Raw genomic sequence first — 25,905 nt, 5'->3', positions numbered from 1 at the left:
AGAGGCTAGTAAAGCACCACGCCGCGGATCGACTCGCCGCGCTTCATCAGGTCGAAGCCCTTGTTGATGTCTTCGAGCGGCATGGTGTGGGTGATCAGGTCGTCGATGTTGATCTTGCCTTCCATGTACCAGTCGACGATCTTCGGCACGTCGGTGCGGCCGCGCGCGCCCCCGAAGGCCGAGCCTTCCCACTTGCGGCCGGTGACCAGCTGGAACGGGCGCGTGCTGATTTCCGCGCCGGCTTCAGCCACGCCGATGATGATGCTGCGGCCCCAGCCCTTGTGCGTGCATTCGAGCGCCTGGCGCATCACCTTGGTGTTGCCGATGCACTCGAAGCTGTAGTCCGCGCCGCCGTCGGTCAGCTGCACGATGGCATCGACCACGTTTTCGGTGTCCTTCGGGTTGATGAAATGCGTCATGCCGAACTTGCGCGCCATGGCTTCGCGCTCGGGGTTCAGGTCGACGCCGATGATCTTGTCGGCGCCCACCATCTTGGCGCCCTGGATCACGTTCAGGCCGATGCCGCCGAGGCCGAACACCACCACGTTGGCGCCGGCTTCCACCTTGGCCGTGAAGATCACCGCGCCGATGCCGGTGGTCACGCCGCAGCCGATGTAGCAGACCTTGTCGAACGGCGCGTCTTCGCGGATCTTGGCGAGCGAGATTTCGGGCGCCACCGTGTAGTTGCTGAAGGTCGACGTGCCCATGTAGTGGAAGATCGGCTTGCCGTCCAGGCTGAAGCGCGAGGTGGCATCGGGCATCAGCCCCTTGCCTTGCGTGCCGCGGATCAGCTGGCAGAGGTTGGTCTTGCGCGACAGGCAGAACTTGCACTGGCGGCATTCGGGCGTGTACAGCGGGATGACGTGGTCGCCCTTTTTCAGCGTGGTGACGCCGGGGCCCACGTCGACCACGATGCCCGCGCCTTCATGGCCGAGGATGGCCGGGAAGATGCCTTCAGGGTCGGCGCCGGAGAGCGTGTAGTAGTCGGTGTGGCAGATGCCGGTGGCCTTGATCTCGACCAGCACCTCGCCGAACTTCGGGCCCTCGAGGTCGACGGTTTCGATGGTGAGGGGGTCTCCGGATTTCCAGGCGACGGCAGCTTTTGTTTTCATGGGGCTTGAGGGCAAAAAGGAGAAGAAGGACAAGGATACCCAGACCGGCGCTCAGGCCGGGCCGGCAGCAAAGATACCCGACATTCCGATGAAACCGGGCAGATGGCGAAAGTCCCACGCCCAGCTTCGCAGCGCGGGGTATTCGTCCAGGGGAATGCCGCCTTCGCCGGCCAGCGCCACATAGGGAAAGCAGGCCAGGTCGGCCACGGTGGCGTGTTGCCCGACCAGCCATTGCAGGCCGTCGCAGGCGCGCTCGGCCAAGTGGTCGTCCAGTAAACGAAAGGCCGCATGCGCGCCGCGCCGGCAGGCTTCGATGTCGAGATTTTCGTAGCCGAACGCGTCGTGCAGCCGGGCCGCCGATGCGGTGCGGGTGATTTCATCGGCGGTGGCGAACCACATCGCGATCTGGCCGCGCAACTGCGGGTCGTCCGGGTACCAGCGGCGCCGTGCGTCGTACTTGCTGGCGAGATAGACGAGGATGGCTTGCGCGTCGCGCAGCACAAAACCGTTGTCGTCGATCACCGGAATCTGCCCGAGTGGGTTGACGTGCGCGAGAAATGCAGCCGACTTGTGCTCGCGGCCGGGGTGAAAGTCGACCGGCACGCTCTGGTAGCCGAGGCCCAGCCAGGCCAGCATCTGCCGCACCTTGAAGCAGTTGCCGGAAAGGGCGTAGTCGAAGAGCTTGATCATGCGGCTTGCCTCACGCCAAAGCGCATGCCGCGCTCGCGCAGCCAGCGCCGGTAGGTGACGGAGGTCGTGTCGCCGCGCGTCGGCGTTTCGGCGCGGCCTTCGAGCGGCATGCGCCTGAAGGCGTGGTTCTCGAGAATCGGCTTGTCCTGCCCGAAGATCGTCTGCTGGAAAGCGATGAGTTCGGCGTCTGTCGAGGTGTCGTCGTAGCAGGCGAGCAGCGTGTGGGCGATCACGTGCTCGTCATCGAGCGGCTGCAAGAACAGCGCGATGGCATCGAGCTCACCGGCGCGGTGGCTCGACTTGTAGAGCATGGCCGTGAGCGGTTGCATGACGCGGTATTTGTAGGTCACCTCGGCGCCGCTGTCGTGGGCGGCCGAGGCGCGGGGTTGCCAGAAGCGGCAATCGGTGGCCCAGATTTCCTGGGTGGCCGGGTCGACTTGCACCTGGTACTTTGCCACCTCGGTGTGCGGCACCTTGCCCAGGAAGCCGGCGTGCACGAAGGGAAAGTGCGCCATGTCCAGAAAGTTCTCGATCACGCGCAGCCCCGATACGGCCACGCCGATGCTGCCGCAGTCGACCATGCGGCGCCCGGGTTCGCCATATTCGGGAAAGTCGAACAGGGGCCGCGTCGGCTTGCCGCTTGGGCAGACCCAGAGATAGCCGTAGCGCGACTGGATGGCCAGCGTTTGCGTACCGAGCCGGCACTGCGGGGCACCGGCCGCGTCGCTCCACACGTGCAGCGTTTCGCCGAGCAGGCGAGTCGTGCGGGGCTGCGCATCGGGGCTGCCGGCGAGCGTCGTCGAAGGGCCGACGACCAGCCAGTCGTCGAGCATGTTGGGATCGTCTGTGGTGAAGGGCATGGTTCTCTTCAGGCTGCCGATTGCGGTCGTCGACTTTCTTCTTCTTCGATCTCGCTGCGGAGGCTGCGTGCGGCGATGTGCAGCGTCTTCATTGCGGCGGTGCCGGGCGCGGCATCTGTCCAGAGGTGAATGAAGGCCAGCTGCGGTTGTGCAGCGAGCACCAGGGCCGCTGTGCCGGAATGGCCGAGCGGCCCGCGCCATGACGCCGTTGCCGCACTTGCCCTGAAGCCGCGCCGGGCGAGTGCGTCGCGCACGCTTGCCGCATCGGCGCGCACGGCGAGCGTGCGGCAGAACGACCAGCCGGCGGGCACGACGTCGTCTTGCGGCGGGGCTTGCGCGGCCTCGCCAGCGAGGTTCACCCACAGCATGCCCGCTGCATCCACGGCGCTGAACACCTTCGCGCACAGGTTGCTTGGCGGCGGCATGCCGGGATGTGCGGGAATGCTCATGCACTGCCCGCTGCCGGCGGCGTACTGCCAGCCGTGGTACGCGCAGGAGAGGCGGTTTTCCACCACCTGGCCGAGCGTGAAGCGCACGCTGCGGTGTGGGCAGCGGTTCTCCCATGCCTGCGGTGCGCCATCGGCCGAACGCCAGAGCGCAAGCTCCTGTCCCTGGGCAAAGCCTGCAACGATGTTGGCGCCGGGGCGCACATCGGCCGAACGGGCCACCGGATGCCAGGCTGAAATGCTGTCTGCGCTCATCATGATGCGCGCTACCTTAGCGCAAGTCCCAGGCGGGGCGCACACTCATAATGGAGGCATCGCCAGACGCCACTCATCATGAAGAAAATACTCGTCCTCAACGGCCCCAACCTCAACCTGCTTGGCACGCGCGAGCCCGAGCAATACGGACGCGACACGCTGGCCGATGTCGAGCGCCTGTGCAAGGACGCAGGCGCCGCGCATGGGGTGGAAATCGAGTGCCGCCAGTCCAACCACGAGGGCGTGCTGATCGACTGGATCCATGAGGCAGGCCGCGAAGTGGCCGCGGGCAACATGCTGGGCGTGGTGATGAACCCGGGCGCCTACACGCACACATCGATTGCGCTGCACGACGCCATCAAGGGTGCGAGCGTGCCGCTGATCGAACTGCACATCTCGAATGTGCATGCGCGCGAGGAGTTTCGCCACCGCTCGTACATTTCGCCGGCGGCGCGCGGCATCATCGTCGGCCTGGGCGTGAAAGGCTACGCACTGGCCATCGCGGCGCTGGTGCCCTGAGCCGCTCGGGCAGTTCCGATCAGTCGGTCTGCCTTGGAGCCGCGGCCTTCCAGCTGCGGCTGATGTGGCCCTGGGAGTCGACGCTTTCCAGGTGAACGTCGAAGCCCCACAGCCGGGCGACGTGCTTCAGCACTTCTTCGGCATCGTCGTGCAGCGGCAGGTTGTTGCGCTGCGTGTGGCGCAGCGTCAGCGCGCGGTCGCCGCGCATGTTGACGTTCCACACCTGGATGTCGGGCTCCCTGCTGCTGATGTCGTATTGGCGTGACAGCGATTCGCGCAGCGCGTGATAGCCGCTGTCGTCGTGAATGGCGGACACCTCGAGCTCGGGCTCGCTTTGGTGGTCGCGAATCGCGAACAGCCTGAAATCACGCATCGTCTTCGGGCTCAGGAACTGGCCGATGAAGCTCTCGTCCTTGAAGTTGCGCATTGCATAGTCGAGCGTCTTGACCCAGTCGGTACCCGCAAAGTCGGGGAACCAGCGCTTGTCTTCCTCGTTGGGCTTTTCGCAGATGCGGCGCAGCTCGGTGAACATGGCAAAACCCAGCGCGTAGGGGTTGATGCCGCTGTAGGCGCGATGTCCCACAGGCGGCTGAAAGATCACGCCCGTGTGCGAACTGAGCCACTCCATCATGAAGCCGTCGGCGAGCTGGCCGCGGTCGTACATGGTGTTGAGCAGGGTGTAGTGCCAGAAGGTCGCCCAGCCTTCGTTCATGACCTGCGTCTGGCGCTGCGGATAGAAATACTGCGCGATCTTGCGCACGATGCGCACCACCTCGCGCTGCCAAGGCTCGAGCAGCGCGGCGTTCTTCTCTATGAAGTAGAGCAGGTTCTCCTGCGGCTCCGAAGGAAAGCGGCGGGACGAGTCGGATTCGGTGGCGTGTTCGCTCTTGCGCGGCAGGGTGCGCCACAGGTCGTTCACCTGCTGCTGCATGTAGCGCTCGCGCTCGGCGCGCTGCGTGCCCTCTTGCGCCAGCGACCGCTTTTGTGGACGGCGATAGCGATCGACGCCGTAGTTCATCAGCGCGTGGCAGGAGTCGAGCAGCTGCTCCACCGCATCGAGGCCATGGCGCTCTTCGCATTCGGCGATGTAGTGCCGTGCGTACACGAGGTAGTCGATGATCGACGACGCGTCGGTCCACATCCGGAACAGGTAGTTGCCCTTGAAGAAGCTGTTGTGGCCGTAGGCCGCATGCGCAATCACCAGGGCCTGCATGGCCATGGTGTTTTCTTCCATCAGGTAGGCAATGCAGGGGTCGGAGTTGATGACGATCTCGTAGGCCAGCCCCATGTGGCCGCGGCGGTAGTTCTTCTCGGTGGCGATGAACTGTTTGCCGTAAGACCAGTGGCGGTAAATCATGGGCATGCCGACGCTGGCGTAGGCATCCATCATCTGCTCGGCGGTGATCACTTCGAGCTGGTTGGGGTACACGTCCAGCCCGAAGCCCTTGGCCGTCTTCGCTATCTCCGTGTGATAGGTCTCGATGAGGTCGAAGGTCCAGTCCGACGGACTGGGCAGGCGCTCCAGGCGGCCGGTGGAGTTCGTGCGCTCGAGGGAAGGGTGGTCGGAAGTCATGCGGGCACCCCTTCCTTCTTGAAGAGGTCGCGGAACACGGGGTAGATGTCGCTTGCGTCCGATACCTTGCGCATCGCGAAGTTGGGCTGCAGGCCCTCCAGTTGCGCGTATTCCTGCCACAGGTTCTGCTCGGTTTCGGCCACCTGCACATAGGCGTAGTAGCGCACCACCGGAAGGATGTTTTCGACCAGCAGCTCGCGGCAGCGCCCGCTGTCCTGGTGCCAGTTGTCGCCGTCGCTTGCCTGCGCGCCGTACACGTTCCATTCGCCGCTCGGGTAGCGGGCCTTGATGATCTCGTCCATCAATACCAGCGCGCTCGACACCACGGTGCCGCCGGTTTCGGTAGCATGGAAGAATTCTTCTTCGTTCACTTCCTGTGCCTGCGTGTGGTGGCGCAAGAACACGAGGTCGATGCGTTCATAGTGCCGCGTGAGAAACAGATAGAGCAGCATGAAGAAGCGCTTGGCCATGTCCTTGCGGGCCTCGTCCATGGAGCCCGAAACGTCCATCAGGCAGAACATCACCGCCTTGGCGCTGGGCACAGGCGTCTTCACGCGGTTGCGGTAGCGCAGGTCGATGGGGTCGATGTAGGGCACATGCCGCGCGGTTCTGCGCAGCTCTTCAATGTGCTCTTCAGTCTCGCGGATTTCTTTCTGGATGAAAGGCTGCTCCGCCTGCGGATGCTGCTTCAGGTGCAGCAGGTGCGCCTCCAGGCGCCGCAGTTCCTTGCGCGGCTCGCCGCCGAGCGCAATGCGCCGCGCGAGGGCTCCGCGCATCGAGCGCACCACGTGCAGGTTGTTGGGCGTGCCGTCGTTCGTGAAGCCGGCGCGGTGGCTCTTCCATTCGGGCACTTCGGCAATCTGCGTGCGAATGAGGTGCGGCAGCGCCAGGTCGTCGAAGAACACGCGCATGAACTCTTCGCGCGTGAGGCGGAACACGAAGTCGTCCTCGCCTTCGCCGCCGTCCCCGGCCTCGCCGCTGCCCGAGCCGCCGCCGGCCTGCCCTTCGGGGCGTGCAATGCGGTCGCCCTTCAGGTATTCCTGGTTGCCCGGGTGCACGTATTCGCGGTCGCCGCCGCGCGCATGGCCGAACACCGGTTCGGACACATCGTGGCGCGGCAGGGTGACATCTTCGCCTTGCTCCAGTTCGCGGATGTTGCGCCCGCTGACGGCGCGTCGCACGGCTTCCTGGATCTGGCCTTTGTAGCGTCGGAGGAAGCGCTCCCGGTTGCCGATGGATTTGTTCTTGCCCGAGAGCCGGCGGTCGATGATCTGCTGCAGGATGGCCACGATGATGTCAAAGCTCCTTGCAAAAAGGGGGCGAGGCCCCGGCCTCGCCGCTATGGACTACCGCTATGAACTCTTGCGTACCCGCAGGTACCACTCGCAGAGCAGGCGAACCTGCTTGGCCGTATAGCCCTTTTCGACCATGCGGGTCACGAAGTCTTCGTGCTTCTTCTGTTCGTCGGCACTGCTCTTCGTGTTGAAGCTGATCACCGGCAGGAGTTCCTCGGTGTTGGAGAACATCTTCTTCTCGATGACCGCGCGCAGCTTTTCGTAACTCGTCCATGCGGGGTTGCGCCCGGCATTGCCGGCCCGCGCACGCAGCACGAAGTTGACGATCTCGTTGCGGAAGTCCTTCGGATTGCCGATGCCCGCGGGCCGCTCGATCTTCTCGAGTTCGGCATTGAGCGCGGCCCGGTCGAAGACCTCGCCGGTGTCCACGTCGCGGAACTCCTGGTCCTGGATCCAGTAGTCGGCATAGGTGACGTAGCGGTCGAAGATGTTCTGGCCGTATTCGCTGTAGCTCTCCAGGTAGGCCGTCTGGATTTCCTTGCCGATGAACTCGGCATAGCGCGGCGCCAGCAGCTCCTTGATGTAGCTGATGTACTTCTGTTCTGTTTCCGGCGGAAACTGCTCACGTTCGATCTGCTGCTCGAGCACATACATCAGGTGGACCGGGTTGGCGGCCACCTCCGAACTGTCGAAGTTGAACACCTTGGAGATGATCTTGAACGCAAAGCGGGTCGATACGCCGCTCATGCCTTCATCAACCCCGGCGTAGTCGCGGTATTCCTGGATCGACTTGGCCTTGGGATCGGTGTCCTTCAGGTTCTCGCCGTCGTACACCTGCATCTTGCTGTAGATGCTGGAGTTTTCGGGCTCCTTCAGCCGCGTGAGCACCGAGAGCTGGGCCATCATGCGCAGCGTGCCGGGAGCGCAGGGCGCCTTTGCCAAGGATGAGTTGCGCACCAGCTTCTCGTAGATCTTGATTTCTTCCGACGCGCGCAGGCAGTAGGGAATCTTGACGATGTAGATCCGGTCGAGAAAAGCCTCGTTGTTCTTGTTGTTGCGAAAGGCCTTCCATTCGCTCTCGTTGCTGTGCGCCAGCACGATGCCGTCGAACGGAATGGCGCCGAAGCCTTCGGTGCCCTTGAAGTTGCCTTCCTGCGTGGCGGTAAGCAGCGGGTGCAGCACCTTGATGGGCGCCTTGAACATTTCCACGAATTCGAGCAGGCCCTGGTTGGCCAGGCACAGGCCGCCGGAGTAGGCGTAGGCGTCAGGGTCGTCCTGGGCGTAGGTCTCGAGCTTGCGGATGTCGATCTTGCCGACCAGCGAGGAGATGTCCTGGTTGTTCTCGTCGCCCGGCTCGGTCTTGGCAACGGCAATCTGGCGCAGCACGGAAGGGTAGCGCTTGACCACCTTGAACTGGCGGATGTCGCCGCCGTACTCTTCAAGGCGCTTGACGGCCCACGGCGAGAGGATGCGGTTCAGGTAGCGGCGCGGGATGCCGTATTCCTTTTCAAGAATCTCGCCGTCTTCCACCGCGTCGAAAAGACCGAGCGGCGTTTCGTTGACCGGCGAACCCTGGATGGCATAGAACGGCACATGCTCCATGAGCTGCTTCAGGCGCTCGGCAATCGAGCTCTTGCCGCCGCCGACGGGGCCCAGTAGGTAGAGGATCTGCTTCTTTTCCTCGAGGCCCTGGGCGGCATGCCTGAAGTACGACACCACCTGCTCGATGGCGTCCTCCATGCCGTAGAACTCCTTGAACGCGGGGTAGATCTTGATGACCTTGTTCGCGAAGATCCGCGAAAGCCTGGGATCGTTGCGCGTGTCGACCAGCTCGGGTTCGCCGATTGCCTTGAGCATCCGCTCGGACGCAGTGGCATACGCTGTGGGATCGCGTTTGCAAATATCCAGGTAGTCCTGCAGCGAGAGGACTTCCTCGCGGGTGCGCTCGTAGCGGGCGGCAAAGTTGCTGATCACATCCATGGTCACGCCTCCATCAAGTCTGCGGGTTTTATTAACCCGAAGCCTGCAGCCGCAATGCGTCGCAACTTTTTAAAGGTGTGCCCGCCCCATGGCTGCAAGCCGTGGAAAACTCCCTTAATCACATCTGCACAAACAGCATAAAGCAAAGAGTGCACCCGGAATATTGTTTGTTAAATCAGAACCACAGTGCCGAGTAAAGTTCCCAAGAAAAACCCGCACCATTTCTCAATTCCAGCTAAATTCCAAGGTTCGGCAAACGGACTCGGTGCTATCCCGATGCCCAGTGAAAATACCTATGGCAATCGGTCTATGCACTCATTGCTTCTTTTCCGGGGAAAGCACCTCCTATTGAGCCCCCCACGGCCCAAAAACGGTTACACCACAATAACGCGCCATGTGCTGTTTGGGTTTATTGCTCAAACCAAAAATATATAAAAGCAATCTGCGCGCCATCTTTTGATGGGCAAGTCGCGCATGTCCGCGTGGGAACGCGCGCCAATCGCCGGTCGGCGTGGTTCTGGCGGGAGCCTTCATGGTGCGCGGCACCGAACAAGGTCGGCAGGCACCGTTCGCGTGCATGAACGAAGACAGGGGCCGCATGGGCCCCTGTTCTTGCTACTTCAGCTTCTTCAGCTGAAGAATTCCTTGGCCTTGTCGAGCCAGCCCTTGTCGGTGGGGCTGTGCTTGTCGCCGCCCTTCTTGAGCGACTCATCAAGCTCCTTCAGCAGCTTGCGCTGGTGCTCGGTGAGCTTGACCGGCGTTTCGACGCGCACGTGGCAATATAGGTCGCCCGGGTAGCTCGACCGCACGCCCTTGATGCCCTTGCCACGCAGGCGGAACTGCTTGCCGCTTTGCGTGCCGTCGGGAATGTCGATGGCGGCCGGGCCCTTGAGCGTGGGCACGCTGATCTCACCGCCCAGCGCGGCCGTCGTCATGCTGACGGGCACCACGCAGTGCAGGTCGTCGCCGTCGCGTTCGAAGAGCTCGTGCTTCTTGAGGCGGATCTCGATGTACAGGTCGCCTGGCGGCCCGCCATTGGTACCGGGCTCGCCGTTGCCGGTGCTGCGGATGCGCATGCCGTCGTCGATGCCCGCGGGGATCTTGACCTCGAGTGTCTTGTTGTTCTTGATCTTGCCCTGGCCGTGGCACACCGTGCAGGGCTCGGGAATGATCTTGCCGCTGCCATGGCAGGTGGGGCAGGTCTGCTGCACGCTGAAGAAGCCCTGGCGCATTTGCACGGCGCCGGCGCCGTGGCAGGTGGTGCAGGTGATGGGCTTGGTGCCGGGCTTGGCGCCCGAGCCGTGGCAGGTGCCGCAGTCATCCCAGCTCGGAATGCGGATCTGCGCTTCCTTGCCTTCTGCGGCTTCTTCGAGCGTGACCTCCATGGCGTAGCTGAGGTCGCTGCCGCGGAACACCTGGCGCCCGCCGCTGGTGCGGCCGCGGCCGCCGCCGAACACGTCGCCGAAGATGTCGCCGAACGCTTCCGCGAACCCGCCGAAGCCCTCTGCACCGGGGCCGCCGCGCATGTTGGGGTCGACGCCGGCGTGGCCGTACTGGTCGTAGGCCGCGCGCTTCTGGCTGTCCGACAGCATTTCGTAGGCTTCCTTCACCTCCTTGAACTTGGCCTCGGCGTCCTTGCTGGTGTCGCCGTGGTTGCGGTCAGGGTGGTGCTTCATCGCGAGCTTGCGATAAGCCTTCTTGATTTCTTCCTCGCTCGCATTCTTGGGAACGCCGAGGGTTTCGTAATAGTCGCGTTTTGTGGCCATGGCTGGTTCGGTCGGGGCGGGCGTGAAGCCGTAACTTGAAGCGAGAAAGGCTGGAACACCCGCTCAGGTATTCCAGCCTTGTTCGAAAGACTGAGGATCAGTCCTTCTTGACTTCCTTGACTTCGGCGTCGACCACGTTGTCATCGGCCGGTGCGCTCGCAGCTTCCGGGCCAGCGGCAGCACCCGGGCCGCCGGCGGCGCCTGCCGCGGCCTGCGCCTCGGCATACATCTTTTCGCCGAGCTTCTGGCTTGCGGTCATCAGCGTGTTGGTCTTTTCCTCGATCGAGGCCTTGTCCTCGCCCTTCAGGGCTTCTTCCAGGTCCTTGATCGCGGCTTCGATCTTTTCCTTCTCGCCGGCGTCCAGGCTCGCGCCGTGTTCGCCCAGCGACTTCTTCACGCTGTGCACCATGGCTTCGCCCTGGTTGCGCGCCTGCACGATTTCGAGCTTCTTCTTGTCGTCGGCTGCGTTCAGCTCGGCGTCCTTCACCATCTTCTGGATCTCGTCTTCAGAGAGGCCCGAGTTCGCCTTGATGGTGATCTTGTTTTCCTTGCCGGTGCCCTTGTCCTTGGCGCCCACGTGCAGGATGCCGTTGGCGTCGATGTCGAAGCTCACTTCGATCTGCGGCGTGCCGCGCGCTGCCGGCGGAATGCCCTCGAGGTTGAACTCGCCGAGCAGCTTGTTGCCCGCGGCAATGTCGCGCTCGCCCTGGAACACCTTGATGGTCACGGCCGGCTGGTTGTCCTCGGCCGTGGAGAAGGTCTGCGCGAACTTCGTCGGGATCGTGGTGTTCTTCGTGATCATCTTGGTCATCACGCCGCCCATGGTCTCGATGCCCAGCGACAGCGGGGTCACGTCGAGCAGCAGCACGTCCTTGCGGTCACCCGAGAGCACCTGGCCCTGGATGGCGGCGCCGACGGCCACGGCTTCATCGGGGTTCACGTCCTTGCGCGGCTCCTTGCCGAAGAAGGCCTTCACCTTTTCCTGCACCTTGGGCATGCGGGTCATGCCGCCGACCAGGATCACGTCGTTGATGTCCGACACGCTGATGCCGGCGTCCTTGATGGCCAGGCGGCAGGGCGCAATGGTGCGCTCGACCAGCTCGTCGACCAGGCTCTCGAGCTTGGCGCGCGTGAGCTTGATGTTCAGGTGCTTCGGGCCCGAGGCATCGGCCGTGATGTAGGGCAGGTTGATGTCGGTCTGCGCACTGTTCGACAGTTCGATCTTGGCCTTTTCGGCCGCTTCCTTCAGGCGCTGCAGGGCCAGTACGTCCTTGCTCAGGTCGACGCCTTGCTCTTTCTTGAACTCGGCAATGATGTAGTCGATGATGCGCTGGTCGAAGTCTTCGCCGCCCAGGAAGGTGTCGCCGTTGGTCGACAGCACTTCGAACTGCTTCTCGCCGTCCACGTCGGCAATTTCGATGATCGACACGTCGAAGGTACCGCCGCCGAGGTCATACACGGCAATCTTGCGGTCGCCCTTGTCCTGCTTGTCCAGGCCGAAGGCCAGGGCCGCGGCGGTGGGCTCGTTGATGATGCGCTTGACGTCCAGGCCCGCGATGCGGCCGGCGTCCTTGGTGGCCTGGCGCTGTGCATCGTTGAAGTAGGCCGGCACCGTGATCACGGCTTCCGTCACCGCTTCGCCGAGGTAGTCTTCGGCGGTCTTCTTCATCTTGCGCAGAATGTCGGCGCTCACCTGCTGGGGTGCGATCTTCTTGCCGCGCACTTCCACCCATGCGTCGCCGTTGTCGGCCTTGGCAATGGTGTAGGGCATCAGGTCGATGTCCTTCTGGACTTCTTTTTCTTCGAACTTGCGGCCGATCAGGCGCTTGATTGCGTAGAGCGTGTTCTTGGGGTTCGTCACCGCCTGGCGCTTGGCCGAGGCACCGACCAGCACTTCGCCGTCTTCCTGGTAAGCCACGATCGACGGTGTGGTGCGCGCACCTTCCGAGTTCTCGATCACACGCGTGGTGTTGCCTTCCATGATCGACACGCACGAGTTGGTGGTGCCGAGGTCGATGCCGATGATCTTTGCCATGTTCTTTACTCCTGAAAGCCTGAAAAATATGTTGTTATGAACTTGTGGATAACCCGGCGCGATTCAAGGTATGAAGCGTGGATTTCCTGTGGGAATCGTGTGTATCGGTAGAGCGGATTACTTGGGCGCGCTGACCGTGACCAGCGCCGGGCGCAGCACGCGCTCGTTGATGGTGTAGCCCTTCTGCAGCACGCTCACCACGGTGTTGGGCTCCTGCTCGGGCGCGGGCACCACCGAAATGGCCTGGTGCTGATGCGGGTCGAACTTGGTGCCGGGGACCGGAGCCACCTCGATCACCTTGTTGCGTTCGAGCGCGCTCTTCAGCTGGCGCAACGTGGCTTCGGCACCTTCGCGGATCTGTTCAGGCGTGGCGTCCTTGATGGCCAGGCCGGCTTCGAGGCTGTCCGTCACGGGGAGCAGGCTCTCCGCAAAGGCTTCGACCGCAAACTTGCGCGCCTTGGTGATCTCGTCGTCGGCGCGGCGGCGGGCGTTCTGCACGTCGGCCTGCGCGCGCAGGTACTGATCGGCCAGTTCGGCATTCTTGGCCTGCAGTGCGGCGAGCTCGCCTTGGGCCGCGACCAGGGCGTCTTGCGCCTCGGCTTCGTTGGCAGCCTGTGCGGCCTCCAGTTCTTCGGGGCTTGGCTCGCCTTGCAGCATTTGAGAATTCTGTGCGGATTGTTGCGGGTCAGACATTTTTCAAAGAACCGGCGTGTGCCGGGAAACAAACGATAGCCAGCCACTTGGGGCTGGTCAGGGGCATTTCAAGCGAAAAAATGCGGCCTGTAGGGCCGCGGAGGCATGAAAAAGGCCCGGAACCGGGCCTTCGTGCCAAGGGCTGGCTGCGATCAATGGGCGTCGAGCAGCTCGACGTCGAACTTCAGCGTGGCGTTCGGAGGAATCACGCCGCCGGCGCCGCGTGCGCCATAGCCCAGCGATGCGGGAATGATCAGCGTGCGCTTGCCGCCGATCTTCATGCCGGCCACGCCTTCGTCCCAGCCCTTGATGACCTGGCCGGCGCCCAGCGAGAACGCGAAGGGGTCGTTTCGGTCGCGGCTCGAATCGAACTTGGCGCCTTGCACGCCGTCGTTGTAGAGCCAGCCGGTGTAGTGCACGTGCACGTGTTGGCCGGCCTTGGCTTCGGCGCCGTCGCCCACGGTGGTGTCTTCGTATTGCAGGCCGGAGGGAGTGGTAGGCATGTGAACGCTCCTTGCGTCAATTTGGATGATGAATGGATGGACCAGCGAAGGCCAGAAGTTTACCGATGCCCCGCGGCGGCCCTGCCGGCCTGCTCAATTGGCAGGGTCGGCGGGCGGGGTAGATGATGAGGAGGGCGGGGCGGACGGTGCCGGCGCCGAAGACTCCGCCGAGCCGGAAGCAGCGGGTGCCGCAGGCACGGCAGGGGCCGGCGATGAAGCAGGCGCGGCAGGCGCCGGTGCCGCGGCCTTCTTGACCTGCCCCAGCTGCCACTTGCCCGCAAAGGCCTGCAGGTCGGACAGCCGCTTGAGCAGGTCTTGTCCGCTCACCGTGAGGCTGTAGCCGTCGCCGCCATGGCTGACGAGACCGGCCTCGCGCAATTCCTTGATGCGCGTATTGAGCGTGTTGGGAGTGATGCCGCCGACGCTGTCCTGCAGCAGCCTGAAGGTTTGCGCATGCCCGTCGCGCAGCGCCCAGAGCACGCGCAGTGCATAGCGCGCTTCGAGCAGTGCGAGCAGCTGGCTGATGGCTGCGTTTTCCTTAGTACTCATCGACATCATCTCCTCGGGGCTGGGCGGGCCATCGGTCCTGGCGGCAGGGCCGGTGCCTCGCGTTCTTGTTGGCTTGCTATGGCCGCTCGTTGGTCGGCGACTATAGCGCAAGGATCACGATGCTACTAGTTTTATAGCTACGGGTGCATGCTGCATGCGGGCCCTGAGACAAAGCCTCACAAATTGACAAAATCGGCCATGGCTTCACCCAGGCGAACGGCACGGGTCGGCGACCAATCGGGGTTGAACACCAGCGCAGGCGCCGGGAACAGCATGACCACGGTGGAGCCGAGCAAGAAGCGTCCCATCTCGTCACCCTTCTTCAGCACGATCTCCTGGTCGGCGTAGTTCCATTCGCGCAGCTCGCCGCCGCGCGGCGGATTGACCACGCCGTGCCACACGGTGGCCATGCTGCCGACGATGGTGGCACCCACCAGCACCAGCACGAAGGGGCCGCGCCCGGTTTCGAAAACGCACACCACGCGCTCATTGCGCGCAAACAGGCCGGGCACGCCGCGCGCGGTGGCGGGGTTGACCGAGAACAGGTCGCCGGGCACGTAAATCATTCGCAGCAGCCGGCCGTCGCATGGCATGTGAATGCGGTGGTAGTCCCTGGGGCTCAGGTAAAGCGTGGCAAAGCTGCCGTGCGCGAAGCGGGCGGCCAGCGTCGAGTCGCCGCCGACCAGCGCGGTGGTCGTGTAGTTGTGGCCCTTGGCCTGGAAGATCTGGTCGCCCTCGATGGCGCCGAACTGGCTGATTGCGCCGTCCACCGGGCACACCAGATCGGCGTCGGCCAGCGGCCGCACGCCCGGCTTGAGCGCGCGCGTGAAAAACTGGTTGAAGCTCTTGTAGTGGTTGATGTCCGACTCGAGCGCTTCGCCCATGTCGACACCGTACTTGGCCACGAAGCGCCGGATGATCCACGTGGTGACGGCGCCGCGTTCCTTGCCTGCGACCCAGCCGGCAAAATTTGTCAGTGCCTGCTTGGGAAACAGGTATTGGTGCAGTACGGCTGAGCGGTCGGACACGTGTGAATGGCCGGGCAGGCCTGGAATGCAAATCGGAGGGGCATTCTATAAAGGCCCCCGGCGTCCGGACGTAGGAAGCTTCCCTTGTATCGCGCACCCGGGCAACCGGGCGCGCAAGCGGGCAGGGGGCTCGCCGGCCCCCCGGCGAAATCAATCCGCCTTGATGCCCGCCGCCTTGATCACCTGGGCCCACTTCTCGACTTCGGATTTCTGGAAGGCCGCGATCTTTGCCGTGCTCAGGTCCGCGGGCTCCATGCCGAAGCCCTTGAGCTTCTCCTGCATTTCGGGCGTTGCAAGAATCTTGCGGATCTCGGTGTGCAGCCGGTCGACGATGGGCGCCGGCGTGCCCGCGGGCACGAAGATCGCCTGCCACGACAGCACCTCGAAGTCCTGCAGGCCAGCAATGCCGGATTCCGCAACCGTCGGCACGTCGGGCATCGAAGCCAGGCGCTTGGCCGAGGTCACGGCAATCGCGCGCAGCTTGCCGCTCTGCACGTGCGGGCCCGCCACCACGCTGGTGTCGAACATCATGTCGACCTGGCCGCCGATCACGTCCTGGATGGCCGGGCCGCTGCCCTTGTACGGAATGTGCGTGAACTTGACGCCGGACTTGAACGCCAGCAGCTCGAGCGAGAGGTGCTGCGACGTGCCCGTGCCGGCCGACGCCGACGAAAGCCCGCCCGACTTCGTCTTGCTGGCTTCCAGCACGTCCTTCAGGGTCTTGTAGGGGCTCGCCTGGTTCACCACCAGCACCAGCGGGTTGGTGCCGATGAGCGTGACGGGCGCAAACGACTTCTGCGGGTCGTAGCCGAGCTTCGGATACAGGCTGATGTTGATGGCATGCGAGCTGATCGTGCCGCCCACCATCGTGAAGCCGTCGGGTGCCGCGCGCGCGCCGATTTCGGAGCCCACGCTGCCGCCGGCGCCGCCCTTGTTGTCGATGATCACGCTCGTGCCCAGCACCGTGCCCAGCTTCTGCCCGATCAGGCGAGCCAGCACGTCGGTGGTGCCGCCCGCGGGAAACGGCACGAGATAGGTGATGGCCTTGCCCGTGGGCCAATTGCCGGTGCCCTGCGCAAAGGCGGGCAGGCCCACGGCAATCGAAGAGGCGAGGGCGGTGCGGATGAGTGTGCGGCGTTGCATGGCGAGGTCTCCTTTGATGATGTTGCAGGTCGTCGTCACGGCGTGTCGACGATTTCGATCCAGTTCGGGTTCTTGCCCACGCTGATGCGCGAGGGCTTGCCCAGTGCGCCCGTGGCGGGGTCGATGGCGTACAGCGCAACGCTGTGCGACTCCTGCCCGGCGGCAATCAGGTAGCGGCCGCTCGAATCGATGGCAAAGCCGCGCGGCGTTTTCTCGGTCGGTGTCTGGCCGAGCGGTTTCAGCTGTCCGGTGGATGCATCCACCTGGAAGGCCGAGAGCGTGCTCGACGTGCGTTCCGATGCATACAGATAGCGCCCGTCGGGTGTCAGGTGCAGATCGGCCGCCCAGGGCTTGCCGGTGAATCCGGCCGGCAGTGTGGTGGTGCTCTGTTCCAGCTTGAGCGTGCCGCGCGCGGCGTCCCAGGCGTACACGTGCAGGCTCGCGTCGAGTTCGTTCAGCAGGTAGATGCGGCGCTGCGCCTTGTCCCAGACGAAGTGGCGCGGGCCCGACTTCGCGGTGGACATGGTCAGCGACGGATCGTTGGCCGAGAGCAGGCCCTTGTCCGCATCGAAGCGCCAGGTCGACACGTTGTCTCCGCCCAGGCTGGTCGCAAGCACGAAGCGGTTGCTCGCGTCCGCGTGGATCGCGTGCGCGTTCGGCCCCGTTTGCACCAGCTGCTGGATTGCGCCCGCGGCGCCGTCCTTGCCGATGGCGTTGACCGAGATCTTGCCGCCCTGGTAAGAGGCCGCGAAGAGCCATTTGCCGCTTGCATCGAGATCGATGTTGGCCATGCTGTCGGCCAGGGGCGCTTCGCCGATTTTCTGCAGCTTGCCGGTGGCCGGGTCGATCGACATGCTGACCACGCGGAACGGCTGCGAGCGCAGCGCTGCATGCAGCACGCGCTTGTCGGGGCTCACCGCCATCGGCATCACGGTGCCGCCGACATTCAGCGCCTGCACCGGCTTGAGCACGCCGAGCGCGCGGTCCAGTTCGAGCACCGAGACCTCCTGGCTGTCGGCATTGGACACATAGACCCAGGTGCCCGCCGAGGCGTGCCCCGCGGCAGCCAGCGACAGCAGTGCAACCGCGCCGCGAAGCGGGCGAAAGATGGGCGTGCGGTTCATGGCTTGATGTTGAGTTTGGCGATCAGCGCCTTGAAGTACGCGTTGTCCTTGGCCAGCGTTTCCTTGAACACCGCGCCGTCGGTGTAGACATAGCCGAGGTTCTGCTTGTCCATCACTTCATGCATGAGCGGCTCGGCCGCCGTCTTGGCCGTGATCTCGCGCAGCTTTGCCATCACTTCGGGCGGCGTGTTCTTGGGCGCGCCCAGGCCGCGCCACGTGCCGATCGACAGGTCGATGCCGCGCTCCTTGGCAGTGGGCACCTTGTCGAAACCCTTCACGCGCTTGTCGGCCATGACCATCAGCACCTTGAGCTTGCCGGATTGCACATGGGTCGTCACCTCGGCCGGGCTCACCGCCACTGCCTCGATGTGCCCGCCCAAGAGGGCCAGCACCGCGGGCGCCGCGCCCTGGAAGGGAATGTGGCCGAACTTGGTGCCGGTCTTGTCTTCGAGCGCCGCCGCGGCCAGGTGCCAGATCGAGCCGTTGCCCGAGTTGCCGACGCGAACGCTTTCGGGCGACTTCTTCGCCGCGGCCAGGAACTCCTCGATGGTGTTCCAAGGTGCGTCGGCCTTGACGGTGATCGCGGCCGGGTCGGCGTTGAGCTGCGCAATCGGCTGGAAGTCGTCGTAGTTGAACTTGGCCAGGCCCAGGTGCGGCAGCGTGAGCAGCTCCACCGTCAGCACCGCGAGCTTGTAGCCGTCGGGGCGGGAGTTGATCACCTCGGTCCAGCCGATGGCGCCGCCGGCGCCGGGGCGGTTGACGATCACGATGCTCTGCGAGGTGTGCTTGCGGCTCGCTTCGGAGAACGCGCGCGCCAGGCCGTCCGTGCCGCCGCCCGGCTGGTAGGGCACCAGCAGCTCGATGGCGTGGTTCGGAAAGTTGCTGCTGTTGCTCTGGGCCGTGGCCAGTGCCGCGTAGCCGAGCGAGAGGCTTGCCGTCGCCGAAAGGGCGGCCAGGCCGCGCAGGAATCTGCTTCTTCTCATTGGTTGTTGTCTCCGTTATTGATCTTGATTCCGCAAGCCTCAGAAAAGGCTGAAATTCGTCTGGCCGTCAGGGCATGTATTGCCCGCCGTTCACCTCGATCACCTGGCCCGTCACATAGCCCGAAAGCTGCTCGGAGGCCAGGTAGAGGAAAGCACCCACGCATTCGTCAGGCGTGCCGATGCGTCCCATCGGAATGCCGGCGCGGAACGACTCGAGCATGGCGGGCGTGGAGAAGCGGTCCTGGAACGGCGTCTGAATGACGCCGGGCGCCACCGCGTTCACGCGGATCTTGTCGCCGACGAGCTCCCGTGCGAGACCGTGCGTGGCCGTGCTCACAAAGCCCTTCGAGCCCGCATACAGGTAGGCGCCGGGGCCGCCGCCGGTGCGTGCCGCCACCGAAGTCACGTTGATGATGTTGCCGCCACCGTGGGTGCGCATGAGCGGCACCACCTCGCGCGCAAACGCAAGCACCGAGCGTGCGTTGATGTGCATCACTTCGTCGAACAGCGCATCGTCGAACTCCGCAATGGGCACGCGCTTCACCAGGCTGCCCGCGTTGTTCACCAGCACGTCGATGCGGCCGAAGCGCGCGGCCGTCTGCTTCACGCATTCGCGGATGGCGGCGGTGTCGAGCACGTCGCCCTGCAGCGCGAAGGCGTCGCCGCCGGCCTTGCGGATGGTCTCGACGACCTGGTTGGCGGCATCGGCCGAGCTGTTGTAGTGCACCGCCACGCGCATGCCGCGCGCCGCGAATGCAACGGCCACGGCCGCGCCGATGCCGGTGCTGGCACCGGTGATGAGCGCTGTCTTGCCTTTGAGGTCTTCCATGGTGTTTCCTTTCGAGGTCGTCGAATGAAGTCAGGTCACGGGAGCGGGGTTGAACAGCACCAGCGCGTTGTGCAGCTTCCACTGTTCGGCCCAGGTTTTCTTCCTGCCGCTGGCCACGTCGAGCATCAGGCGGAACATTTCCCAGCCCACGTCTTCGATGGTGGCGTCGCCATCGGCAATGCGGCCTGCGTTCACGTCCATCAGGTCGTGCCAGCGGCGCGCAAGATCGCTGCGCGTGGCCACCTTGATCACCGGCACCTCGGCCAGGCCGTAGGGCGTGCCGCGGCCCGTGGTGAACACGTGCAGGTTCATGCCGGCGGCCAGCTGCAGCGTGCCGCAGATGAAGTCGCTGGCGGGTGTTGCGGCGTAGAGCAGGCCTTTCTGCCTTGCCTTCTCGCCCGGGGAGACTACGCCCGAGATCGGCGCGCTGCCGCTCTTCACGATCGAGCCCATGGCCTTTTCGACGATGTTCGAGAGCCCGCCCTTCTTGTTGCCGGGCGTGGTGTTGGCGCTGCGGTCGACGCGGCCGCGGTCCAGGTAGGCGTCGTACCACGCCATCTCACGGATCATGGCTTCGGCCACTTCGGGCGTGGTTGCGCGCGAGGTGAGCTGGTCGATGCCGTCGCGCACCTCCGTCACTTCCGAGAACATCACGGTGGCGCCGGCGCGCACCAGCAGGTCGGTGCAAAAGCCCACGGCCGGGTTGGCCGTGACGCCCGAGAAGGCATCGCTGCCGCCGCACTGCACGCCCACCACCAGCTCGCTGGCCGGCACGGTTTCGCGCCTGCGGGCGTTCAGCCGCTCCAGGTGTTCTTCGGCCTGCCGCATGATCGAATCGATCATCGACATGAATCCCACGTGGGCGTCGTCCTGCAGGCACACCACGTCGAGCTTGGCATTGGCCGTCTCACCGATGTCGGCCACGTTGCGCTCATCCACCAGCGCAATGCTGCCGGGCGGCAGCAGCCGCTCGGGCTGCAGCTTTTCGCAGCCCAGGCTGATGACCATCACCTCGCCGCCGAAATTCGGGTTGAGGCTGATGTTGCGCAGCGTGCGGATCGGGATGACCGCATCGGGCGCATCGATGGCCACGCCGCAGCCGTAGCTGTGCGAAAGGCCCACCACATCGTCGACGTTGGGGTACTTCGGCAACAGCTCGGCCTTGATGCGCTGCACCGCGAAGTCGACCACGCCCGCCACGCACTGCACGGTTTGCGTAATGGCGAGGATGTTGCGCGTGCCCACCGATCCGTCCAGGTTGCGGTAACCCTCGAAGGTGTAGCCCTCGAGCGGCGGTGGCGCAGGCGGCTTGACGGTGGCGATCGGCAGGCCCTCGAGCTCGCGCGCGGCGGGCATCCTGAGCAGCCGCTCGTGCACCCAGCTGCCGCGCGGAATGGCCTTGAGCGCGTAGCCGATCGGCACGTTGTAGCGCACGACGGCGTCGCCTTCGGCCAGGTCGGTCAGCGAGACCTTGTGGCCCTGCGGCACGTTGTCGACCAGCACCAGGCCGTCGGCGAACGTGGCGCCGGCCTTCAGCCCGCCATCGTTGGCAACAATGGCGACGTTGTCCGCCGCGTGCATGTGGATGCGGTGCGGCGGGCGCGCCGCCGCGGAAGAGGGGAGGGGTGAGTCGGCCATCGGGAAACGAGCGTTGCGTTGCGGGTCTTTGCTGTTACTTCACCGCGTTGACGAGGTCGGGCAGCCACATCGAGAACGCCGGCACGTAGGTCACGAGCATCAGGCAGATCAAGAGGGCACCATAGAACGGCCAGATCGACCGCATCACCTGCCCGACCGATACCCCTCCGATCGCACACCCTATGAACTGCGTGGTGCCCACCGGCGGCGTGTTGAGGCCGAGCGCGCAATTGATCAGCATGACGATGCCGAACTGCACCGGGCTCATGCCGAACTGCATGGCAATGGGCAGGAAGATGGGCGTGCAGATCAGGATCGTCGCGGCCATGTCCAGGAAGGTGCCCAGCACGAACAGCAGCACGTTGATCATCAGGAAGATGACCCACGGATCGCTCGAGACGCTGGTCATGAGCTCGCCGGTCTTCTGCGGCACTTCGTACAGGGCCATGAAGTAGCCGAAGGCGGAAGAAATACCGATCAGCAGCAGCACCACGCCGGTCGTCTTGCATGCCTTGGCGCAGGCCTTGAGAAAGTCCTTGCGGCTGAGCGAGCGGTAGACAAGCACCGTGACGCCCAGCGCCCACAGCACGGCCGTTGCGGCCGATTCGGTGGCGGTGAACACGCCCGACAGAATGCCCGCCAGGATGATCACCACGATCATCAGGCCGGGCAGCGCCCCGATGAACGCCGCCAGCACCTCGCCCCAGCCGGGGAAGGCGCCGCGGATCGGATAACCGCGGCGGATTGCCACGTAGTAGGCCGCGGCCAGGTTGCACAGCGTGAGCAGCAGCGCCGGAATGAGGCCGGCCAGAATCAGGCTCAGCACGCTGACCGACGCAATGCCGGTGGTCGCGAGCGTGAAGATGATCAGATTGTGCGACGTGGGCATCAGCGCACCCACCAGGGCCGCGTGCGTCGTCACGTTGACGGCGTAGTCGGCGTCGTAGCCTTCCTTCTTCATGAGCGGAATCATCACCGAGCCCATGGCCGAGACGTCGGCCACTGGCGAGCCGGCAACGCCGCCGAACAGCGTGCAGCCGATCACGTTGCTCATGCCCAGGCCGCCGCGCACGTGGCCCACCAGGCTGTTCGCAAAGCGGACGATGCGCTGCGCAATGCCGCCGTAGAGCATCAGCTCGCCGGCAAACACGAAGAACGGAATGGCCAGGAAAGAGAAGATCTGCATGCCGCCGACCATCTTCTGGAACACCACGGCAACGGGCAGGCCCGCATAGAGCACCGTTGCGACGGAGGCCAGGCCGATCGAGAACGCGACCGGTACGCCCAGCACCAGCAGCACCAGGAAAACGAGAGAGAGGACAGTCAGTTCCACGCGGGCACCACTTCTTCATCGCGCAGCAGGGCGACGATATGTTCAATCGAAAAAAGCACGATCAGGAGGCCCGCGATCACGAGCGCCAGATAGTCCAGACCCACCGGAATGCCCATCATGGGCTTGATGTCGGTCCACTTGAGCGAGGTCCAGATCCAGCCGCTCCACGCCATGATTCCGCCGAAGAGCGCAACCAACGCATGAATCAGCACTTCGATCTTCAGGCGCAGCGATTCGGGCAGCAGCACCACCAGCGAGTCGAGCCCGATGTGGCCGGCATCGCGCACACCCACGGCAACGCCGAGCGCGGTGACATACAGCACCAGCTGCAGCGCAAGGCCTTCAGCCCACGTGGGCGTGTCGTTGAAGACATAGCGGCCGACCACCTGGTACTGAACGCACACGATGATGGTGATGAGCATCGCCACGGCGAGCATCAAGCTGGCCTTGGAGAGAAATGCGCAGAAGCGGGAATAGGCGTGGTTGGACGGAGGGCGTCCGTTCGGATTGACCAGGTCTTCGAGCTCGACCGGCACTCCGGTCGCCATCGTGTCTACCGCGGGAACGGTAAGTGTCATGGGAATTTCCCTGAATATGGGTGGGGCCCTCCCCGCAGAACGGGAAGGGCCGGGGCACGCTACTTGTTGTCTTGCACGGCCTTGACCAGGCGCTGCAGGTCAGGCGTCGAGATGAACTTGGTGTAGACCGGCGTCATGGCCGAGCGGAACGAGGCCTTGTCCACGTCGGCAACGATCTGGGCGCCGCCCTTGGTCACGACTTCGAGCGACTTGGCTTCCTGCTCGTCCCATTTCTTGCGCTGGAACGCGACCGATTCCTTGGCCGTGGCGCGGAACAGGTCCTGGTCGGCCTTGGGCAGCTTGTCGTAGATGGCCTTGGACATCACGAGCATTTCAGGCGCCATGGAATGTTCGGTGCGCGAATAGAACTTCACTGCTTCGTAGTGCTTGAAACCGTCGTACGAAGGAATGTTGTTTTCAGCAGCGTCGATAAGACCGGTCTTGAGCGCGGTGAACACCTCGCCAGCGGGCATTGGCGTGGCGTTGGCGCCCATGGCGCTCACCAGTGCAACCCACAGGTCGGACTGCTGCACCCGGATCTTCAGGCCCTTGGCGTCGGCCAGCGTCTTCACCGGCTTCTTGGCGTAGATGGAGCGCGCGCCGCTGTCGTAGAAGGCCAGGCCGACCAGGCCTTCGTGCTCGCAGCCCTTCAGGATTTCTTCACCGATGGGGCCGTCGAGCGACTTGCGCATGTGGGCGATCGAGTCGAACAGGAAGGGCATCGTCGGCACCAGCGTCTTGGGGCAGATCGAGTTGAGCGCGCTGATGTTCACGCGGTTCATTTCGAGCGCGCCGATCTTGACCTGGTCGAGCGTTTCCTTCTCGCTGCCCAGTGCGCTCTTGTTGAACACCTTGATCTTGTATTTGCCGTTGCTGCGCTTGTCGAGCAGTTCGCTCATGTGCTTGACGGCCGCGACGGTGGGGTAGTCGTCGCTGTTGTGCACGTCGGCCGAGCGGAACTCGACGGCGCCTGCAGCCATGGCGCACAGGCCGGCGGCCAGCGCAATCAGGTGGCGGTTGTATTTCATTTGTCTTCCTCTTCGGGTTGGTGGTTAAAAAGCAATCAGAAACGGCATTCGGGTTCCGGCAGACCCTTGATGCCCGGGCGCAGTGCAAAAACGCCGCCCGCCAGCGGTTGATCGGACAGGTCGCCGCCGGGGCGGATCGATGTCACGTAGAGCGTGTCGAGTTGCGGGCCGCCGAAGGCGCACATTGCGGGCTTCTTGACAGGCACTTCGAGCGAGCGGTCGAGCTTTCCGTCGGGCGTGAAGCGGTGCACCAGGCCTGCGTCGTTGCCGCAGATCCAGTAGCAGCCGTCGGCGTCGACCGCGGCGCCATCGGGGCGGCCCGGCAGCGGCTTCATGTCGACGAACACGCGGCGGCCATGCGGAGTGCCGGTGTCGATGTCGTAGTCGAAGGCCCAGATGGTTTGAACCAGCGGATGCGAGTCCGAGAGGTACATGGTCTTGCCGTCGGGGCTGAAGGCGAGGCCGTTCGGAACGATCATGTGTTCGAACTGCGGGCGCAATGCGGCACCCGCGTTCACGTCGGCCTGGTAGCGGTAGACGCGGCCAACCTCGTGCGCGGCCGCCATGTCCATCTGCATGGTGCCTGCCCAGAAGCGGCCCTGCCGGTCGCAGCGGCCGTCGTTGAAGCGCATGCCGTGTTCGGCATGCGCCGCGCCGGCAATGGGGCTCGCGGCCAGCGTGCCGTCGGCGCGCGTTGCGATTGCGAACAACCCGCTTTCCATGCCGGCAATCCATTCGCCCGGGTGGCCCGCGCGCGGCGCGATGCAGGCGAGCATTTCGTCGCCGGTCCAGCGGCTGTGTTCACCCGTTGGGGCGTGCCAGCGGTGCAGGTGCCTGGCCGGAATGTCGACCCAATAGAGCGCCTGTTCATCCGCGCGCCAGACCGGGCTTTCGCCGGTCGCGCACTGCACGTCGAGAACAAGTTCGGCTTTCATGCCGGCAGTCATCGGGCGTCGCCGAACGGGCCTTGCGCCGTGAAGGCGCCGCCCTGGTAGATGGCATTCGGATCGGTCGGCGCCACGGGCGGTTGGGCCTCGACCTTGTCGCGGAACACTTCGGAGGTGTCCTGCGGCACGAAACCCAGGTGCGCCGCCGCGCTGTTGTCCCACCACACATCGCGGTTGGCCGACATGCCGTAGACCACGGTGTGCTTCACGTCGGGCGTGAAGAGCGATTTTTCGATCAGCGTTGTCAAATCGCGGTAGCTCAGCCACGTGCTCATCATCCGGCGGTTCAGCGGCTCGGGGAAAGACGAGCCGATGCGGATGCTCACGGTCTCGATGCCGTAGCGGTCGAAGTAGAACTGCGCCACGTCTTCGCCGAACGATTTGGAAAGGCCGTAGTAGCCGTCGGGCCGGCGCGCAACGCCGGCGTCGAGCCGTTCGTTCTGCTTGTAGAAGCCGATCACGTGGTTCGAGCTCGCGAACACCACGCGCTTCACCCCGTGGCGGCGGGCGGCTTCATAGATATGGAACACGCCCTTGATGTTGGCTTCGAGAATCTCCTCGAACGGACGCTCGACCGAAACGCCGCCAAGGTGCACGATGGCGTCGCAGCCCTCGACCAGCGCATGCACCGCGGCTTTGTCCGAAAGGTCGCAAGGCACGGTCTCTTCGTGTGCCCCCTCGGAAGGCGCGAGCGCTGCAATGTCGGAAAGGCGCAGGATCTCGGCATAGGGGCGCAGGCGTTCGCGCAACACCTTGCCCAACCCGCCGGCCGCACCGGTAAGCAGAATCCGGTGGAGCTTGTTGTTTGAAACTTGTGAGGACGTCGACATGTTTATTGGCGCGTGAATGGGTGGGTTCCTGTCGGCCGTGAATCCAGGCGGCCTAATCAGGCGGCAAACTTCATCCGGATATCGAGTCAGTCCAAATAACCGGCCGATGGATAGAGCGGCACTTACGAAGGATTGGAGTGATAAGTTATCTGTTGTCGTACAACTAAT

At 64.2% G+C, this 25,905-nt stretch carries 24 protein-coding genes; 1 reads left to right on the top strand and 23 read right to left on the bottom strand.

Annotated features, from left to right (window positions below; genetic code table 11):
- Positions 1-5 precede the first annotated feature (5 nt).
- From V9L20_RS02130 to V9L20_RS02115, 4 genes are read right to left on the bottom strand one after another with little or no spacing between them, the layout of a single operon-like run.
- Positions 6-1,112: an S-(hydroxymethyl)glutathione dehydrogenase/class III alcohol dehydrogenase gene (locus V9L20_RS02130; protein ID WP_055799863.1), complete on the bottom strand. Its 1,107-nt coding sequence runs from the start codon at positions 1,110-1,112 to the stop codon at positions 6-8.
- 51 nt (positions 1,113-1,163) lie between these two features.
- Positions 1,164-1,802 carry a glutathione S-transferase family protein gene (locus V9L20_RS02125; RefSeq protein ID WP_337295299.1) on the bottom strand — a complete coding sequence of 213 codons (639 nt, stop codon included), beginning with the start codon at positions 1,800-1,802 and terminating at the stop codon, positions 1,164-1,166.
- Positions 1,799-2,662: an aromatic ring-hydroxylating dioxygenase subunit alpha gene (locus V9L20_RS02120; RefSeq protein ID WP_337295298.1), complete on the bottom strand. Its 864-nt coding sequence runs from the start codon at positions 2,660-2,662 to the stop codon at positions 1,799-1,801. The genes V9L20_RS02125 and V9L20_RS02120 overlap by 4 nt, the downstream gene beginning before the upstream one ends.
- 8 nt (positions 2,663-2,670) lie before the next feature.
- The gene (locus V9L20_RS02115) at positions 2,671-3,366 is read right to left on the bottom strand and encodes a Rieske 2Fe-2S domain-containing protein (protein WP_337295297.1); all 696 of its coding nucleotides are present in this window, start codon (positions 3,364-3,366) and stop codon (positions 2,671-2,673) included.
- 75 nt (positions 3,367-3,441) lie between these two features.
- On the opposite strand from V9L20_RS02115, the gene aroQ reads away from it, so the two are divergent.
- A complete protein-coding gene (gene aroQ / locus V9L20_RS02110; protein WP_337295296.1) occupies positions 3,442-3,882 on the top strand; it encodes a type II 3-dehydroquinate dehydratase in 441 nt (146 codons plus the stop codon).
- Positions 3,883-3,901: 19 nt separating this feature from the next.
- Here aroQ and V9L20_RS02105 read toward each other — a convergent pair whose 3' ends face one another.
- The 19 genes from V9L20_RS02105 to V9L20_RS02015 form a co-directional block, all read right to left on the bottom strand.
- The gene (locus V9L20_RS02105; RefSeq protein ID WP_337295295.1) at positions 3,902-5,455 is read right to left on the bottom strand and encodes a SpoVR family protein; all 1,554 of its coding nucleotides are present in this window, start codon (positions 5,453-5,455) and stop codon (positions 3,902-3,904) included.
- On the bottom strand, positions 5,452-6,744 hold the full coding sequence (locus V9L20_RS02100) for a YeaH/YhbH family protein (RefSeq protein ID WP_258505161.1): 1,293 nt from the start codon (positions 6,742-6,744) through the stop codon (positions 5,452-5,454). Before V9L20_RS02100 ends, V9L20_RS02105 begins: the two co-directional genes overlap by 4 nt.
- Before the next feature lie 63 nt (positions 6,745-6,807).
- On the bottom strand, positions 6,808-8,730 hold the full coding sequence (locus tag V9L20_RS02095) for a PrkA family serine protein kinase (RefSeq protein ID WP_126747425.1): 1,923 nt from the start codon (positions 8,728-8,730) through the stop codon (positions 6,808-6,810).
- 629 nt (positions 8,731-9,359) lie between these two features.
- Positions 9,360-10,496 carry a molecular chaperone DnaJ gene (dnaJ, locus tag V9L20_RS02090; RefSeq protein ID WP_258505162.1) on the bottom strand — a complete coding sequence of 379 codons (1,137 nt, stop codon included), beginning with the start codon at positions 10,494-10,496 and terminating at the stop codon, positions 9,360-9,362.
- A gap of 97 nt (positions 10,497-10,593) precedes the next feature.
- Positions 10,594-12,531: a molecular chaperone DnaK gene (gene dnaK, locus V9L20_RS02085; RefSeq protein ID WP_337295294.1), complete on the bottom strand. Its 1,938-nt coding sequence runs from the start codon at positions 12,529-12,531 to the stop codon at positions 10,594-10,596.
- 117 nt (positions 12,532-12,648) lie between these two features.
- Positions 12,649-13,224 carry a nucleotide exchange factor GrpE gene (gene grpE, locus V9L20_RS02080; RefSeq protein ID WP_337295293.1) on the bottom strand — a complete coding sequence of 192 codons (576 nt, stop codon included), beginning with the start codon at positions 13,222-13,224 and terminating at the stop codon, positions 12,649-12,651.
- Positions 13,225-13,376: 152 nt separating this feature from the next.
- On the bottom strand, positions 13,377-13,727 hold the full coding sequence (locus V9L20_RS02075) for an FKBP-type peptidyl-prolyl cis-trans isomerase (protein WP_012746856.1): 351 nt from the start codon (positions 13,725-13,727) through the stop codon (positions 13,377-13,379).
- Between the two features lie 93 nt (positions 13,728-13,820).
- On the bottom strand, positions 13,821-14,276 hold the full coding sequence (locus V9L20_RS02070) for a winged helix-turn-helix transcriptional regulator (RefSeq protein WP_337295292.1): 456 nt from the start codon (positions 14,274-14,276) through the stop codon (positions 13,821-13,823).
- A gap of 176 nt (positions 14,277-14,452) precedes the next feature.
- Complete coding sequence (gene asd, locus V9L20_RS02065; RefSeq protein ID WP_258505166.1) at positions 14,453-15,304, bottom strand: archaetidylserine decarboxylase; 852 nt, start codon at positions 15,302-15,304, stop codon at positions 14,453-14,455.
- Between the two features lie 150 nt (positions 15,305-15,454).
- A complete protein-coding gene (locus tag V9L20_RS02060; protein ID WP_258505168.1) occupies positions 15,455-16,447 on the bottom strand; it encodes a Bug family tripartite tricarboxylate transporter substrate binding protein in 993 nt (330 codons plus the stop codon).
- Between the two features lie 35 nt (positions 16,448-16,482).
- The gene (locus tag V9L20_RS02055; RefSeq protein ID WP_337295291.1) at positions 16,483-17,571 is read right to left on the bottom strand and encodes a lactonase family protein; all 1,089 of its coding nucleotides are present in this window, start codon (positions 17,569-17,571) and stop codon (positions 16,483-16,485) included.
- Positions 17,568-18,554 carry a Bug family tripartite tricarboxylate transporter substrate binding protein gene (locus V9L20_RS02050; RefSeq protein WP_258505172.1) on the bottom strand — a complete coding sequence of 329 codons (987 nt, stop codon included), beginning with the start codon at positions 18,552-18,554 and terminating at the stop codon, positions 17,568-17,570. The genes V9L20_RS02055 and V9L20_RS02050 overlap by 4 nt, the downstream gene beginning before the upstream one ends.
- Before the next feature lie 67 nt (positions 18,555-18,621).
- Positions 18,622-19,383: an SDR family NAD(P)-dependent oxidoreductase gene (locus V9L20_RS02045; protein ID WP_126747416.1), complete on the bottom strand. Its 762-nt coding sequence runs from the start codon at positions 19,381-19,383 to the stop codon at positions 18,622-18,624.
- A 30-nt stretch (positions 19,384-19,413) separates the two neighbouring features.
- Positions 19,414-21,021: a galactarate dehydratase gene (gene garD, locus V9L20_RS02040; protein WP_337295290.1), complete on the bottom strand. Its 1,608-nt coding sequence runs from the start codon at positions 21,019-21,021 to the stop codon at positions 19,414-19,416.
- 34 nt (positions 21,022-21,055) lie between these two features.
- Positions 21,056-22,354: a TRAP transporter large permease gene (locus V9L20_RS02035; protein ID WP_337295289.1), complete on the bottom strand. Its 1,299-nt coding sequence runs from the start codon at positions 22,352-22,354 to the stop codon at positions 21,056-21,058.
- Positions 22,345-22,791: a TRAP transporter small permease gene (locus V9L20_RS02030; RefSeq protein ID WP_260590673.1), complete on the bottom strand. Its 447-nt coding sequence runs from the start codon at positions 22,789-22,791 to the stop codon at positions 22,345-22,347. Before V9L20_RS02030 ends, V9L20_RS02035 begins: the two co-directional genes overlap by 10 nt.
- A gap of 200 nt (positions 22,792-22,991) precedes the next feature.
- On the bottom strand, positions 22,992-23,960 hold the full coding sequence (locus V9L20_RS02025) for a TRAP transporter substrate-binding protein (protein ID WP_126747413.1): 969 nt from the start codon (positions 23,958-23,960) through the stop codon (positions 22,992-22,994).
- Positions 23,961-23,995: 35 nt separating this feature from the next.
- On the bottom strand, positions 23,996-24,895 hold the full coding sequence (locus V9L20_RS02020; RefSeq protein ID WP_337295288.1) for an SMP-30/gluconolactonase/LRE family protein: 900 nt from the start codon (positions 24,893-24,895) through the stop codon (positions 23,996-23,998).
- Positions 24,896-24,903: 8 nt separating this feature from the next.
- Complete coding sequence (locus tag V9L20_RS02015; RefSeq protein ID WP_337295287.1) at positions 24,904-25,737, bottom strand: NAD-dependent epimerase/dehydratase family protein; 834 nt, start codon at positions 25,735-25,737, stop codon at positions 24,904-24,906.
- Between the last annotated feature and the right edge of the window lie 168 nt (positions 25,738-25,905).

Source organism: Variovorax sp. CCNWLW225, assembly GCF_037204045.1.
In the GTDB taxonomy this organism is placed as follows: Bacteria; Pseudomonadota; Gammaproteobacteria; order Burkholderiales; family Burkholderiaceae_C; genus Variovorax.
This window is presented reverse-complemented; position numbering and strand designations above follow the sequence as displayed.

Excerpts from the sequence above, each read along its gene's own strand:
- dnaJ (WP_258505162.1), bottom strand. The coding sequence starts at position 10,496 with ATGGCCACAAAACGCGACTATTACGAAACCCTCGGCGTTCCCAAGAAT.
- V9L20_RS02015 (WP_337295287.1), bottom strand. The coding sequence starts at position 25,737 with ATGTCGACGTCCTCACAAGTTTCAAACAACAAGCTCCACCGGATTCTG.
- V9L20_RS02120 (WP_337295298.1), bottom strand. The coding sequence starts at position 2,662 with ATGCCCTTCACCACAGACGATCCCAACATGCTCGACGACTGGCTGGTC.
- V9L20_RS02030 (WP_260590673.1), bottom strand. The coding sequence starts at position 22,791 with ATGCTCGCCGTGGCGATGCTCATCACCATCATCGTGTGCGTTCAGTAC.
- V9L20_RS02060 (WP_258505168.1), bottom strand. The coding sequence starts at position 16,447 with ATGCAACGCCGCACACTCATCCGCACCGCCCTCGCCTCTTCGATTGCC.
- aroQ (WP_337295296.1), top strand. The coding sequence starts at position 3,442 with ATGAAGAAAATACTCGTCCTCAACGGCCCCAACCTCAACCTGCTTGGC.
- V9L20_RS02050 (WP_258505172.1), bottom strand. The coding sequence starts at position 18,554 with ATGAGAAGAAGCAGATTCCTGCGCGGCCTGGCCGCCCTTTCGGCGACG.
- V9L20_RS02105 (WP_337295295.1), bottom strand. The coding sequence starts at position 5,455 with ATGACTTCCGACCACCCTTCCCTCGAGCGCACGAACTCCACCGGCCGC.
- dnaK (WP_337295294.1), bottom strand. The coding sequence starts at position 12,531 with ATGGCAAAGATCATCGGCATCGACCTCGGCACCACCAACTCGTGCGTG.
- V9L20_RS02075 (WP_012746856.1), bottom strand. The coding sequence starts at position 13,727 with ATGCCTACCACTCCCTCCGGCCTGCAATACGAAGACACCACCGTGGGC.
- V9L20_RS02125 (WP_337295299.1), bottom strand. The coding sequence starts at position 1,802 with ATGATCAAGCTCTTCGACTACGCCCTTTCCGGCAACTGCTTCAAGGTG.
- V9L20_RS02095 (WP_126747425.1), bottom strand. The coding sequence starts at position 8,730 with ATGGATGTGATCAGCAACTTTGCCGCCCGCTACGAGCGCACCCGCGAG.
- V9L20_RS02070 (WP_337295292.1), bottom strand. The coding sequence starts at position 14,276 with ATGAGTACTAAGGAAAACGCAGCCATCAGCCAGCTGCTCGCACTGCTC.
- V9L20_RS02055 (WP_337295291.1), bottom strand. The coding sequence starts at position 17,571 with ATGAACCGCACGCCCATCTTTCGCCCGCTTCGCGGCGCGGTTGCACTG.
- V9L20_RS02115 (WP_337295297.1), bottom strand. The coding sequence starts at position 3,366 with ATGATGAGCGCAGACAGCATTTCAGCCTGGCATCCGGTGGCCCGTTCG.
- V9L20_RS02025 (WP_126747413.1), bottom strand. The coding sequence starts at position 23,960 with ATGAAATACAACCGCCACCTGATTGCGCTGGCCGCCGGCCTGTGCGCC.
- V9L20_RS02130 (WP_055799863.1), bottom strand. The coding sequence starts at position 1,112 with ATGAAAACAAAAGCTGCCGTCGCCTGGAAATCCGGAGACCCCCTCACC.
- garD (WP_337295290.1), bottom strand. The coding sequence starts at position 21,021 with ATGGCCGACTCACCCCTCCCCTCTTCCGCGGCGGCGCGCCCGCCGCAC.
- V9L20_RS02045 (WP_126747416.1), bottom strand. The coding sequence starts at position 19,383 with ATGGAAGACCTCAAAGGCAAGACAGCGCTCATCACCGGTGCCAGCACC.
- V9L20_RS02020 (WP_337295288.1), bottom strand. The coding sequence starts at position 24,895 with ATGAAAGCCGAACTTGTTCTCGACGTGCAGTGCGCGACCGGCGAAAGC.
- grpE (WP_337295293.1), bottom strand. The coding sequence starts at position 13,224 with ATGTCTGACCCGCAACAATCCGCACAGAATTCTCAAATGCTGCAAGGC.